Source organism: Bacillus sp. PSXD-155, from assembly GCF_049310765.1.
In the GTDB taxonomy this organism is placed as follows: Bacteria; Bacillota; Bacilli; order Bacillales; family Bacillaceae_G; genus Bacillus_A; species Bacillus_A cereus.
The window spans coordinates 135,833-148,645 of the sequence record NZ_JBMOWC010000008.1; the positions used below are offsets into that span (position 1 = coordinate 135,833).

Sequence of the window (12,813 nt, forward strand, 5' to 3'; positions counted from 1 at the left end):
CTCCTTATGTAATAAGATGATTTGGAAGTCAAAAAGGTAGGTATAGTATATTGAAGTGAGTTTTAATTGTACGTATCTTTTTATAAAAAGATCATTGAAGAGTAACTAAGATGATCGGTTGTTTAAACCGTTACGTGTATGGTGTCTGAAATATACCCGACTGCTCGTTTCTTTTTGCTTGTAAAATAAGAGAAACTTCCAAGTCTATATACTCTTTTTTTGTGAGTCTGCTTTCATTATAACACATTTAGAGACATAATAATAGAATTATCTGATTTTGTAATAAGTGTAAAAAATAAAAAGCGCAAGGAAATACCATTAACGGTGCAGTTTAGTGGAAGAAGGATTTTAATTTATTATGATGAAATATGTAATCAAGGTGAGATCTAAGAAGGAGGCTTAAATACTATAAAAAATGTTTTATAGTATGAATGTAAGGGAGGAGAGCTAACTTGGAGTTCACAACAGAAAGATTAATAATTAGACCTTTTAAGAGTACTGATTTACAGGATGTATTTGTTATTTATAATAGTGATGATACATGTAAGTTCCTATTACATAATAAGTGGACTCATGAAGACATGCAGAAAAGATTTAATAAGAAGTTAGCAAATAATGTACTTACTAAAGAATCAATATTAAGTTTGGCAGTTATATACAAAACTAAAGTAGTTGGTGATTTATCCGTATGGTACACAAATATGAAAGACACTGTTGAGATTGGTTATAGTTTTTCAAATGAAGTAGCTGGGATAGGTTTGGCGACAGAAGCAGTAAGTAGTTTGGTATTGAAATTATTTAATGAATTTAATGTACATCGTATACAGGCTAATCTTGATGCACGTAATACAGCTTCACAAAAATTGTGTGAACGAATAGGCATGAGAAAGGAAGCCCATTTCATACAAGATTTTTGGAATAAAGATGAATGGACAGATAGTATTGTATATGGGATGCTATCCTCCGATTTGTAGTAATAAACTTAGTGATTTTATTATGCTAAAAGGTACGTGAGTTGAATAACAAAGGGCATAACATATTATATATGACTAATATGTTATGCCCTTTAATTTATTAACCTTTTTTATATGCGTTTGAAACGGCCGACAATTTCAACTGTTTCAGTAATGTTCATAAATGCTTTGTTATCCACTTGACGGATAATACGTTTCATTTCGCCTAACTCATAGCGAGTCACGACAGTGTAAATCATTTTTTTCTTATGGTTTGTATAGCCGCCGACAGCGTCTACCATTGTCACCCCGCGTATGCCGTGATGTAGTAGTGCGCTTTTTATTTCCTCACCTTTTTCTGTAACTGTCATTATCGTTAATTTAATATGTTTCGTATGCACAGCATCGATAACTTTGCTGACTACAAACCGGCTAATTAACGTATAAAGTGTAATATCCCATCCGAAAATAAAACCTGCTGCAACAAGTAAGACTAAGTTGAATACAAAGATGATTGCTCCAATTGAAATATCTCGATGTTTCGCTACAATCAATCCAACAACATCAAAGCCACCTGTTGAAGAAGCAAATCGGAATATGATTCCGGAAGCTGCTCCGCAGATTACACCACCGAATACAGAAGATAGTAAAATATCGTCTGAAACCTGGTGTACAGGGATAATGTTCATCGCTAACGATGATACAGCTACAAAGTAAGCTGTTAAAAAGGTTGTCTTCTTGCCTAAGTAAAAGTGACTTAAAATAAGAAGAGGAATGTTTAGTAAAAAGATAAGTGCACCGATATTGTAGTGCATTAAATAACCGATAATCATCCCTACACCAGCGAATCCACCGCTAATCATGTTATGCGGGATAAAAAACATATTCATAGAAATTGCATACAAAATAGAAGCTATAAAAATAACAACCAACTGTATCATAAATTCTAAGTGAAATGTTTTAGCTGCTGGGAAGGATAAAAAGGCGGTGTCGGGAACGTAATCGGCGTCTCCTAGTTGACCCATAGTATGTTTCATCTCCATATTCATTTTTGATTACAAGAAGAGAATAAAGGTTTTTTCAAAAACTGGCAATAGTTTTATTATAATGCAAAAATTTTATAAATTTCTAATAAATCAAGCCTATTCATTGAGGTGCGTGAATATACTAAAGAAAGCGAATACAACGTTTCTTAATTATTATTTTCTTGAGAAAATATGCAAAATACTTTTTTTGAAAATAAAAGGAAATAGAGAATGTTTGCCTAATGTGCTAAAATGACCTTATTAAGGATGTGAAGCGATGGAATTTTTATTGCAGGATGCAATTCTATATATATCGTTTGTAACGACGGCACTTTGTTTATTAGAAGTTTTCTTCCTTGCTAATGTTTCTCGCTTTGTGCGTCAACAAGCATCAAGCGGTAGACAAAGAGCTTTTGCGCTAGTTGATACATGTGAAGATAGTGCGGGAAATGTACCGCTATTTTCTATTTTTTATAAATATGGAATGATTCGTTCTGTACGCAGACAAGAATCAAGTGAAGAGAATGACGAGGTCGGTCCGTATACACCAATGTTTCGCTAAATAATTACGAAACATTGGAGGAATGAACATGTTAAAATCATACCGAGCTGTGCTCGTTAGTTTATCATTATTATTTGTTTTTGTTTTATCTGGTTGCAGTAATGCAGCCCCAATTGATGCACATAGTACTGGGATTTGGGATCATTATTTTGTATATCCAATCTCGTTTATGATTCAATTTGTCGCTCATCATATACCTGGAGCTAGCTTTGGGATTGCTATCATTATTATGACGCTCGTTATTCGTTCAGCAATGATTCCATTAGCTGTTTCGCAATATCGCAGCCAAGCGAAAATGAAGAAAATGCAACCTGAATTGCAGAAGTTAAAGAAAAAGTACGGTGATGTAAGCAAAGACCTTGAAAAACAAAAGCAGTATCAAAAAGAAATGTCAGAACTAATGAAATCAGGCGGTTGGAATCCACTTGCTGGTTGCTGGCCATTATTAATACAAATGCCGATTTTCTCTGCTTTGTATTATGCGATTAGCAGAACGGAAGAGATTCGCACATCTTCGTTTTTATGGGTGAACCTAGGACATGCAGATCCATATCATATATTACCGATTATTGCAGCGTTAACGACATTTATTCAGATGAAAGTTTTCCAATCGAATATTACACCTGGAGAACAAGTACAGATGCTAAAGATGCAGCAAATTATGATGCCGGCAATGATTCTATTTATGGGGTTTGCGGCGCCATCAGGACTTGTGTTGTACTGGATAACAGGTAACTTATTTACAATGACACAAACAATTGTATTAAGAAAAATAATGGAACGTGAAGAGTTACAATTACAAAAAGCATAGAGAAACACCGCTCATTACGAGCGGTGTTTTTTTGTTAAGTCGTTAAGGAAATGTTAAGAAACCGACATTACTATAGGCATTGTATACGAAAGTGTACATGCATTAGAAATATGAAGGAGGAAATTTCCTATGAAGAAGAAAACAGTTGGGTATTTAGCGATTGCAGGTGCGTTATCATTCGGAATCATTGGAGGAGTCGGCATTCCGGCATTCGCGGCAACGAATACTCCAGCAGTGGATCAGCCTGCAAAAACGGCGAAAAAGGATTTGGATGACGCTACAAAACAAAAAGTAAAAACAATTATGGACGATACAAAGAAACAGTTAGAGAAACTAGGTGTAAAGCTTCCAGAGAAAGAGAAGCGTAAAGACATGTTTGCAGGATTAGATGAACAGGCGAAAGAAAAAGCGAAGTCCATTTTAGAGCAAGAGAAATCCGGAAAACTAACACGTGAACAAGCAAAAGAGGAATTAACAAAGCTAGGCGTGAAAATGCCGGAGAAAGGTAAGCATGGAGACATGTTTGCTAACTTAGATGAACAGGCGAAGGAGAAAGCGAAGGCGATTTTAGAGCAAAAGAAATCTGGAAAATTAACGCATGAACAAGCAAAAGAGGAATTAACAAAGCTAGGCGTGAAAATACCGGAGAAAGATAAACATGGAGACATGTTTGCAGGATTAGATGAACAGGCAAAAGAGAAAGCGAATTCAATTTTTGAACAAGAAAAATCCGGAAAATTAACGCATGAGCAAGCAAAAGAAGAATTAACAAAATTAGGTGTGAAACTTCCAGAGAAAGAGAAGCGTGAAGATATCTTTGCGGGATTAGATGAAGCAACAAAAATAAAAGCAAAAGCGATTTTAGACAATGAAAAGAAACAATTAGAGGCATTGAATGTTGATTTACCGCACCATAAGTTTTTTATGAAAAAAGAAGATAAATAATTGAATGAAGTCGTATCTTTCGTGTGGGCAACCGGAAGGTACGTGCAAGGGCCGATTTCTATAAGTAGAAATCGGTCCCTTTTAATGAGGCATTGAAATTCTTTTTATTGTTAGTATGTATCCGAAGACGCAGTAGAAGATTGCAAAACCGATAAACACTTCCGTATATTGATATTTACCCAATACGTAGAAGGAAACAGCTGGTATAATAGCTACCGCTAAAATGCTATAACCAGGATACTTGTTTCGATACATGATAGCGAATAGAACAGAGAGAAACGTAGCGATGATACAAAAGACAGCGATCATTATTGGTACACCTCCTAAATGAATTATACCATTTTTAGGGAATTAGAGAAGTTTTGTATCTTCTGTTATAATATAAGAAGAGAAATATTTCCTATGTTATATAAAAAAATATTGATTTTTTCTAACAATTCAATATAATGAACAATAACTACAAAATTCGACATCAAGAAGTGATGATGAGGACACGATCAATTTTTTACGATTCTCAGAGAGGGAAGCCTTTGGCTGTGAGCTTCCTAATACGGAAAAATGGATTACCACCTCTGAACTGCAGCAGTGAACGAACATCTAGTAATTGCTTGCCGGCAAAAACCGTTATTTAGACTTGAGAAATTGGTGAAGTATGTTACTTTACGAATTGAAACAAGGGTGGAACCACGAATACAACACTCGTCCCTTTTTTAGGGAGGAGTGTTTTTTTATTTCATTTTTGCATCACACTAGGATTGGAAGGAGGATACGCAGCATGCATCATGATGAGAAGAACAAAATTGGTTTAACAGTAGCACTTTCTATCGTAGTAGGAACGATTATTGGATCTGGTGTGTTTATGAAACCAGGGAGCGTATTAGATTACTCGGGGAGTTCTAATATGGCCATTCTTGCTTGGGTAATTGGTGGTCTGTTGACGTTAGCGAGTGGTTTAACAGTAGCTGAAATTGGAGCGCAAATCCCGAAAAATGGTGGGTTGTATACGTATTTAGAGGAGATTTACGGAAGTTTTTGGGGATATTTATCAGGCTGGATGCAAACAATTGTTTATGGACCAGCTATTATCGGAACATTAGGTTTATACTTTAGTTCTTTAATGATTAATTTTTTCTATTTAGATAAAGTATGGAACTTACCAATCGCAATCGGAACAGTTGTGTTCCTTGGCTTTGTAAATAGTATGGGAACAAAATACGGAGGTATCGTTCAAACAATCACGACAATTGGGAAAATGATTCCGATTGTATTAATTGTCGTGTTAGGTTTCTGGAAAGGGAATAGCGATATCTTTAACGTAGTTGTGCCGATATCAGAAAATCAAAGTATCGGTATGGCAATTTTAGCAACGTTATTTGCTTATGACGGATGGATTTTACTTGCTTCGATTGGCGGAGAAATGAAGAATCCAACAAAGTTATTACCGAAAGCAATGACAGTTGGGATTTTAATTGTAACAGCTGCATACGTATTAATTAACTTGGCGTTATTAAATGTATTACCAGCAGCGAAAATTGTAGACCTTGGAGAAAATGCGACAGCGACAGCTGCGGGTATGTTACTTGGAGAATATGGCGGGAAAATTATTAGTATCGGTATTATCGTTTCTATTTTCGGCTGTTTAAATGGAAAGATTTTAACATTCCCACGTATTCCAATGTCTATGGCGGAACGTGGACAACTTCCATTTTCTAAGTTTATTGCAAAGGAAAGTCCGAGATTTAAAACACCAGCAAATGCGATTACTGTTGAAATCATTTTAGGGATTATTTTAATGATTATTAGTGATCCAAATAAGCTATCTGAGATTTCCGTATTCATTATTTATATTTTCTATGTAATGACGTTTATTGGTGTCTTCATTTTAAGAAAACGTAATAAGAATAAAGAGCGTGCATATAGTGTGCCGTTATTCCCAATCGTACCAATCATAGCGATTTTAGGTTCGCTCTTTGTAATTGGTAGTGCAATTATCAATGATCCGGTAAGTTGTTTCTTATCAATTGGAATTGTCTTTACGGGACTTCCGGTGTATTGGTATTTAAATAAGAAGAAAGAAACAGAATGATGGAAGGGTAGGCGTATAATACGCCTACCTTTTTTACTGTAAAAAAATTATACTTGCGTCCACTTTCTATTTTGGTTACTATAGTCGTAGTAACCAAAATAGAAAGCGTGGGGAAAGACTTGAATTTTCGTGTTTATATTTTAGCTATCGCGGCTTTCGTAGTCGGAACGGTTGAGTTAATTATAGGAGGAACGCTCGATTTAGTTGCCAATGATTTAGGAGTATCTATTAGCGCAGCTGGTCAGCTTATAACAATATTTTCGGTAGTATTTGCTTTGTCAGGTCCAGTTTTATTAGCTGTGACAGGGAAGTTTGAAAGAAAAACATTGTATGTTGGAGCACTATCGATTTTCTTAATCGGAAATATTATTTCCGCATTTAGTGTGAATTATGGAATGCTAATGTTCTCAAGGGTTATTTGTGCGGCGAGTGGTTCATTAATTATTGCACTATCGGTAACACTTGCGTCTAGTGTAGTAGAACCGCATTTTCGTGCGCGTGCAATTGGAATCATTTTTATGGGAATTAGTGGATCACTTGTACTTGGAGTACCGCTTGGTCTTGTACTCGGAAATGCATACGGATGGCGTGCACCATTTGTATTGATTTCTGTATTAACAGTTATGGCAATAGCTTGTATTTCATTGTTCTTAACGAAAGTACCACCGACATCGGTATTATCAATAAAAGAACAACTTGCTACTTTAAAAGATAAAAAAATTGTAAGTGCACAGTTAACATCATTTTTGTTTTTAACGGGGCATTTAACATTGTATGCATATTTAACACCGTTTTTAAAAGATGTCATGCATGTTGAAGCAAACTGGATTAGTGTGTTTTACTTTATTTTCGGAATCGCAGCAGTAATCGGCGGCGGATTCGGTGGATGGCTTGCTGATAAATGGGGATCGAAGAAAAGTATTATCTCGATTATTATCGTATTTGCATGTGCAATCTTCATGTTGCCATTAATGACATTCTCATTCCCGCTCTTCATCATTATGATGGGACTTTGGAGTATGCTGAGCTGGGCGATTTCACCAGCACAGCAAAATTATTTAATTGAAATTGCACCGGAATCAGCTGGTATTCAGCAAGGTTTAAATAACTCTGCGCTTCATTTAGGAATTGCACTCGGTTCAACAGTAGGCGGAGTTGTTATTGAAAAATCATCTGTTATATATAATGCTTGGGTAGGCGGTGGCTTTATTATATTAGCACTGCTTTGCGCGATTTTCTCGATTACGAGAGGACGCTCTACTCAGTTCGTGAAAGAAGAATCTATCGTTTGATAGGTTCTTTTTTATTTGTAAAAAATTGCAGGTTTTAGTAGGTAAATGGAGAAAAGGGTATATAGCGAGGTGAGGTATATGTATACGAATTTTTCAATTATTGGTCTTCTAATTTCAATGCTCCCTTTGTTTCTTATTATTCTTGCACTTAGATGGGTCCGTTTCATCTATAAAAATTCTGAGAAACAGGTAGAGCAAAATGAGAAAATCATTGAGCTGTTGATGGAGATAAAGGAACAAAATAAAAAGGAGTCTAAGTGAAAAACTAGACTCCTTTTTATTATTTAATTAGTATCTTAATTTCATTAACAAACTCTTAATTTCCTCATCTTCCATAAAGAGATCGTGGTGCTTCTGGGTGATCTTTGCAAGTGCAACGTCGTGATAGAAAAATTCTGTAAAGAACTTTACGAAAGGTTGTGACATTGTTTTCATCGCTTGCCATGACTCTTGTTCTACGCCAGCAAATAAAATTTCACGATCGTCAACGATGAGTAGCAAGTAGCGCTCTAATGCATTAGGCTCTTCAGCTGGGATTAGAAAATGCATGTTTTCTAAGTCTGTTTCTACTTCTCCAACAATAAGAGATTCAATTTGAACACCTTGTTTTGCTTTTTGTTCTAGTAAAGGGAGATATTCTAAAAGAGTATCATTCCAAGCTGAAATACGGATTGATTCTTTTGCACTTTCAATGAGTTCTTTACTTTGAACTCGAATAGAAGATTGCATTTTTAAGCTCCACACACGGTCATCTGTAAATGATTTTTTTGATATGTTTGTTTCCAGCTCTTTAATATTTGATTGGAATTCTGTCGTTAATTTTTCAATTGCTAGTTTTAGTGGTAATGCTGTATACAATTTTTTCTTTTCTGAAACAGAATCCATTACCATTCCTTTATCGATTAGGCGTGCTAGTACTTCATATATTTTGGCTTTTGGAACACCTGAATGCTTCACAATTGTTGTAGCATCTAATGGTTCATTGCTTGATACGACAACTTCATAAGCTTGGCTTTCATATTGTGAGAAACCGAATTTTTGTAACATAGTTCCCTCCGAACGAATGAGATTATATTTTAAGGATAATGAACTATTTGTTTTTGCACAAGTGGTAGTCCGTTTTCTAATTGTATTAAGGTGAGAATTAATTTCAATTTTTTAATTTTATCTATTATACTTAATATAATGATTAATAAGATTTTAATTTAATACGAAGGGGATGCTTGGGGGAAAATGTTAAGAAGTTTACGTTTAAAAATTGCGGTAGTGTTTTCGGTACTTATTTCTATGATGTTCGTAATATTGGGTACAGCTGTGTATCAATTACAGAAAGAAAAGGAAGTGCGTTCCTTAGACGAGTATTCTCAAAATGCGATGGATCTTGTGACAGAGCAACTTACGACATTTGTTCAAAGAACGGATGAAGATATGGGGTATTACGCGAACAGTGAGATGATTCGTAATATGCTTCAAGGTGGGGTTACTCCGGAAGAGGAAGCGTTTTTAACGAAAGAGTTTGCGGAGTATAAAAAGAATCATCCTGGTATTTTAGATTTATATATTGGTACGAAAGATAAAAAAACATTAAGTGCCAATCTTGCTGAAGGTGGGCAAGTGCCAGAAGGATACGATCCAACGACAAGACCATGGTATAAAGATTCAGAGGCTGATGTAAAAAAGGTCCATTGGGGACAACCTTCTTATGAAATTGCAACAGGCAAGTTAAGTGTAGGTGTTTCTAAAGCAATTACAGCTCAAGATGGGTCTGTATTAGGCGTTGTTGCGATGGATGTATCGCTTGGGACGATTCAGAAGTTGCTTCACAATATTCAATACAATAATGACGGAGAAATGTTTATTATAAATGATAAAAATATGGCTCTTGTTTATCCAGAAAAGATAGGGAAAGATGTTTCTAAAGAGCCGCTTATAAAGAGTTTAAATAAAGAGGTAACAAAATATGCGGTCACTACAATAAAAGGTGAAGATGTAGTTGTTTATAGTCAATCATTTGATACGATGAAATGGACGATAGGAATCTTTTATCCGAAAGAAACGATCGATGGGCTATTAAATAGTACGAGAAATACAGTTATTATAATGGCATGTATTAGTTTATTAGTTGGAATCGTAGCTTCCTACTTATTCTCAAGAAGATTAGCAAGACCACTGCAACTATTAAAGAATCACGTTCAAAAAGTAGCAGAAGGCGATTTAACGCTGCGAATGAAAGTGACAAGTAAAGATGAAGTTGGAGAGTTGACGAAGCACTTTAATGATATGGTTGAACAAATGAATGAAATGGTAAGTAAAATTAAAAACAGCGTATCAACGGTGCAACAATCAACGAATAGTTTACATTATTTAACGAACGAAACAGTGGCGGCTAGTAGAGAAGTTTCAGGAGCAATGGATGATGTGAGCGGAGGAGCTTCTACTCTTGCGAATAGTGTGGATGAAGTTTCTGCTCAGCTCGAAAATATGGCGGAGTCAGTGGAACAAATGAATAGCTCTGTTGATGAAATAAAAGGAGTGGCTGGCAAAGCGGAAGAGGCATCTAAGCAAGGATTAAATACAATGAGGAATTTAATCCGTACGAGGGGACAATCATCTTCGATTGTTGTTCATACAGAAGAAGCATCGGATAAGTTAGAACAAAGAGTTGGATCGATTCAAAATGTTGTTGAGCTTATAAAAGGCATTTCGGATCAAACAAATTTACTTGCTTTAAATGCTTCGATTGAAGCTGCCCGTGCAGGTGAGCAAGGTAAGGGATTTGCGGTTGTTGCTGAAGAGGTTCGGAAATTAGCGGAACAATCAAAAGAGGCTACCGGAGAAATCACAACGATGATTGGTGATGTGCAAGTAGAAGTAAAAAGAGTTGTAGAAGTTGTAAGTAAATTGAAAGACATTGCAGATGTGCAAAATAAAGTGACGACAGAGGCAGAAATGGAGTTCCGCACAATTATGTCAGTTGTAAATACGATTAGTACTTCAGTTGAAAAAATTGTAGAAGAGGTACATAACATAGGTTACGAGCAAGGAGAAATTACAGCGGTAATGCACACAATTGCTGGTACGAGTCAAGAAAGTGCAGCTGTTTCCGAAGAGGTACATGCTGCAACGGAATCACAGGTGAATCATTTAGAAAAGGTAGCTCACACGATGGAAAGTTTGACAGAACATATGAGAGATTTAGAAAGATTAGTTGAGCAGTTTAAAGTGGAAGAGTAACATATTAGTAAAATGATGAGGATTTCGGTAAAATAGACAATGGATATATAAGAAGCGATTATAGGAGGAAGACTACTATGGCAATTGTTGATGTATCGATTATTCCGGTAGGAACAGGTAATCCAAGTGTTAGTGAATATGTAGCAGAAGTACAAAAGGTGCTAGAGAAAAATGCGGATCGCGTGAAGTATCAATTAACGCCGATGAATACAATTATTGAAGGAGATCTTCCTGTCATTCTAGAAGTAATTCAACAAATGCATGAAGTTCCGTATACGAAAGGTGCACAGCGTGTTGCAACAACAATTCGTATTGATGATCGTCGTGATAAAGTAAGCACAATGGAGAAAAAATTAAACTCTGTTCGATCAAAATTATAAGAAAAAGCAGCGATTTTCGCTGCTTTTTTCATATAGGAGGTAAATAAGATGAGTGAAAAGTTTAATGAACAATTTGACGGGTTGTTAGAGAAATACACGGAATTATTACTTGGAGAGAGCAATGAAGAGAGAAAAGAGCAGGTGCAGAAGTGGGCACTTTATTCTTACATAGCGAAGACGATGCCAGCTTTAGTGAAGCATTGGAATGAGACATATCCAGATGCGAAAGAAGAGATGGTGCAGTTAATTACGGATATTAAAAGGCTGAATGAAGAGAAGCGAAATGAGCAGTGAGAAAACTTGAGGTGAATGCTACCTCAAGTTTTCTTTATTAATATCCTTATATAATTTACATGGAATATTAAGGGTTTTATAGGCATGTCGAATATTTTCGGTATGCCTATTTTTGCCCTAGTAAACCCGTTTTTTCTAAATGTCGAAAAATATTCCCTTCATATTTACATGCGAGAATATAGGTTTTTAAATGTTTTTATAGTATTTTGTAAATTATCTAAATAATTATTTGTATCCAATAATTTTAAACAATGATATAATTTTGAAGAGGGGTAAAAAACAGATAAATTACAGTCATAGGGGTGAATTACATGGAACAATTAATGCGAAATTCGTTTCTTTTCTTATCTAAAAATAAAGCGCTAACAAAACTGGCTAAAAAGTACGGTTTACGCTTTGGTGCAGGTCGCTTCGTCGCAGGGGAGACGATTGAATTAGCGACAGCTGCCATTCAGGCATTAAATAAGCAAGGACTTTGTGTAACAATCGATTATTTAGGTGAATTCGTTGATAATGAAGCGGAAGCAAATGAAATGGCTAACCAATCGATTGAAGCGATCCGTGCAATTGGAAGAGAAGGTCTTGATTCGCAGCTTTCTTTAAAGATGACTTCTATGGGATTAGATATCTCTGATGAAATCGTAATGAACAATATGCGCCGTATTTTAGAAGCTGCAAAAGAAAATGGTGTGTTCGTTACAATTGATATGGAAGACTATACACGCTGCGGGAAAACAATTGATATCTTTAAACAATTAAAATCTGAATACGATAATATTGGTACTGTTATTCAAGCTTACCTATATCGTACAGAAAAAGATATTGAAGACTTAAACGCTTATAATCCTAATTTACGTCTTGTAAAAGGGGCTTATAAAGAACCTGAAGAAGTGGCGTTCCCGGACAAGAAAGATGTAGATGACAATTATAAAAAAATTATTAAAATGCACTTATTAAATGGGAATTATACTGCAATTGCTTCACATGACGAAGCGATTATTGAATATACAAAAAAACTTGCCGAAGAACACAACATTCCAAGGGATCAATTTGAATTCCAAATGCTATATGGTATTCGTAATGAGCGTCAACTTGAGCTAGTAAAAGAAGGTTACAAAATGCGTGTTTACGTACCTTATGGAAACGACTGGTATGGCTACTTCATGCGTCGTCTAGCAGAGCGTCCAGCAAACGTTGCGTTCGTATTAAAAGGTATGGTTAAAAAATAACC

14 protein-coding genes and 1 other annotated feature are annotated in these 12,813 nt (G+C 35.6%); of the genes, 11 read left to right on the forward strand and 3 right to left on the reverse strand.

The features are described 5' to 3' along the window. Window positions 1–452 precede the first annotated feature (452 nt). Complete coding sequence (locus tag ACO6VI_RS11820; protein ID WP_063548961.1) at window positions 453–974, forward strand: GNAT family N-acetyltransferase; 522 nt, start codon at window positions 453–455, stop codon at window positions 972–974. 110 nt (window positions 975–1,084) lie between these two features. Here ACO6VI_RS11820 and ACO6VI_RS11825 read toward each other — a convergent pair whose 3' ends face one another. Continuing rightward, window positions 1,085–1,978: a YitT family protein gene (locus ACO6VI_RS11825; protein WP_000530043.1), complete on the reverse strand. Its 894-nt coding sequence runs from the start codon at window positions 1,976–1,978 to the stop codon at window positions 1,085–1,087. A 277-nt stretch (window positions 1,979–2,255) separates the two neighbouring features. On the opposite strand from ACO6VI_RS11825, the gene ACO6VI_RS11830 reads away from it, so the two are divergent. The 3 genes from ACO6VI_RS11830 to ACO6VI_RS11840 all read left to right on the forward strand — a co-directional run bounded on the left by ACO6VI_RS11830 (window position 2,256) and on the right by ACO6VI_RS11840 (window position 4,296). Then, complete coding sequence (locus tag ACO6VI_RS11830; protein WP_000394930.1) at window positions 2,256–2,540, forward strand: hypothetical protein; 285 nt, start codon at window positions 2,256–2,258, stop codon at window positions 2,538–2,540. Window positions 2,541–2,568: 28 nt separating this feature from the next. After that, the gene (gene yidC, locus ACO6VI_RS11835; protein WP_000920524.1) at window positions 2,569–3,351 is read left to right on the forward strand and encodes a membrane protein insertase YidC; all 783 of its coding nucleotides are present in this window, start codon (window positions 2,569–2,571) and stop codon (window positions 3,349–3,351) included. 129 nt (window positions 3,352–3,480) lie between these two features. After that, window positions 3,481–4,296, forward strand: coding sequence for a hypothetical protein (locus ACO6VI_RS11840; protein ID WP_098818388.1), 816 nt, complete (start codon window positions 3,481–3,483; stop codon window positions 4,294–4,296). A gap of 81 nt (window positions 4,297–4,377) precedes the next feature. Here the strand turns inward: ACO6VI_RS11840 and ACO6VI_RS11845 are convergent, their stop codons facing one another. Then, a complete protein-coding gene (locus ACO6VI_RS11845) occupies window positions 4,378–4,605 on the reverse strand; it encodes a hypothetical protein (protein ID WP_053563416.1) in 228 nt (75 codons plus the stop codon). Window positions 4,606–4,769: 164 nt separating this feature from the next. Next, window positions 4,770–5,006, forward strand: a binding site (T-box leader). 65 nt (window positions 5,007–5,071) lie between these two features. Here ACO6VI_RS11845 and ACO6VI_RS11850 point away from each other — a divergent pair. The 3 genes from ACO6VI_RS11850 (at window position 5,072) to ACO6VI_RS11860 (ending at window position 7,935) form a co-directional block, all read left to right on the forward strand. Further along, entirely contained in the window at window positions 5,072–6,382 is a 1,311-nt protein-coding gene (locus ACO6VI_RS11850; protein ID WP_000546307.1) for an APC family permease, read from the forward strand. Between the two features lie 53 nt (window positions 6,383–6,435). Further along, complete coding sequence (locus ACO6VI_RS11855) at window positions 6,436–7,674, forward strand: MFS transporter (protein WP_105559664.1); 1,239 nt, start codon at window positions 6,436–6,438, stop codon at window positions 7,672–7,674. A gap of 78 nt (window positions 7,675–7,752) precedes the next feature. Then, window positions 7,753–7,935 carry a hypothetical protein gene (locus tag ACO6VI_RS11860; protein WP_000288474.1) on the forward strand — a complete coding sequence of 61 codons (183 nt, stop codon included), beginning with the start codon at window positions 7,753–7,755 and terminating at the stop codon, window positions 7,933–7,935. A 27-nt stretch (window positions 7,936–7,962) separates the two neighbouring features. Here the strand turns inward: ACO6VI_RS11860 and ACO6VI_RS11865 are convergent, their stop codons facing one another. Next, complete coding sequence (locus tag ACO6VI_RS11865; protein WP_000939479.1) at window positions 7,963–8,721, reverse strand: TrmB family transcriptional regulator; 759 nt, start codon at window positions 8,719–8,721, stop codon at window positions 7,963–7,965. Window positions 8,722–8,907: 186 nt separating this feature from the next. Between ACO6VI_RS11865 and ACO6VI_RS11870 the strand changes: the two genes are divergently transcribed. From ACO6VI_RS11870 to ACO6VI_RS11885, 4 genes are all read left to right on the forward strand, one after another. Further along, window positions 8,908–10,908, forward strand: a complete 2,001-nt coding sequence (locus ACO6VI_RS11870) for a methyl-accepting chemotaxis protein (protein ID WP_088020145.1) — start codon at window positions 8,908–8,910, stop codon at window positions 10,906–10,908. Between the two features lie 77 nt (window positions 10,909–10,985). After that, entirely contained in the window at window positions 10,986–11,288 is a 303-nt protein-coding gene (locus tag ACO6VI_RS11875; protein WP_001018860.1) for an MTH1187 family thiamine-binding protein, read from the forward strand. Window positions 11,289–11,336: 48 nt separating this feature from the next. Further along, the gene (locus ACO6VI_RS11880) at window positions 11,337–11,582 is read left to right on the forward strand and encodes a YusU family protein (RefSeq protein WP_001290594.1); all 246 of its coding nucleotides are present in this window, start codon (window positions 11,337–11,339) and stop codon (window positions 11,580–11,582) included. Between the two features lie 311 nt (window positions 11,583–11,893). Continuing rightward, on the forward strand, window positions 11,894–12,811 hold the full coding sequence (locus ACO6VI_RS11885) for a proline dehydrogenase family protein (RefSeq protein WP_000436780.1): 918 nt from the start codon (window positions 11,894–11,896) through the stop codon (window positions 12,809–12,811). Window positions 12,812–12,813 lie beyond the last annotated feature (2 nt).

Bases quoted from the DNA above. Each gene is read 5' to 3' on its own strand.
- ACO6VI_RS11850 (WP_000546307.1), top strand. From the start codon at position 5,072: ATGCATCATGATGAGAAGAACAAAATTGGTTTAACAGTAGCACTTTCT.
- ACO6VI_RS11875 (WP_001018860.1), top strand. From the start codon at position 10,986: ATGGCAATTGTTGATGTATCGATTATTCCGGTAGGAACAGGTAATCCA.
- ACO6VI_RS11840 (WP_098818388.1), top strand. From the start codon at position 3,481: ATGAAGAAGAAAACAGTTGGGTATTTAGCGATTGCAGGTGCGTTATCA.
- ACO6VI_RS11830 (WP_000394930.1), top strand. From the start codon at position 2,256: ATGGAATTTTTATTGCAGGATGCAATTCTATATATATCGTTTGTAACG.
- ACO6VI_RS11845 (WP_053563416.1), bottom strand. From the start codon at position 4,605: ATGATCGCTGTCTTTTGTATCATCGCTACGTTTCTCTCTGTTCTATTC.
- ACO6VI_RS11825 (WP_000530043.1), bottom strand. From the start codon at position 1,978: ATGGGTCAACTAGGAGACGCCGATTACGTTCCCGACACCGCCTTTTTA.
- ACO6VI_RS11885 (WP_000436780.1), top strand. From the start codon at position 11,894: ATGGAACAATTAATGCGAAATTCGTTTCTTTTCTTATCTAAAAATAAA.
- ACO6VI_RS11880 (WP_001290594.1), top strand. From the start codon at position 11,337: ATGAGTGAAAAGTTTAATGAACAATTTGACGGGTTGTTAGAGAAATAC.
- yidC (WP_000920524.1), top strand. From the start codon at position 2,569: ATGTTAAAATCATACCGAGCTGTGCTCGTTAGTTTATCATTATTATTT.
- ACO6VI_RS11860 (WP_000288474.1), top strand. From the start codon at position 7,753: ATGTATACGAATTTTTCAATTATTGGTCTTCTAATTTCAATGCTCCCT.
- ACO6VI_RS11865 (WP_000939479.1), bottom strand. From the start codon at position 8,721: ATGTTACAAAAATTCGGTTTCTCACAATATGAAAGCCAAGCTTATGAA.
- ACO6VI_RS11870 (WP_088020145.1), top strand. From the start codon at position 8,908: ATGTTAAGAAGTTTACGTTTAAAAATTGCGGTAGTGTTTTCGGTACTT.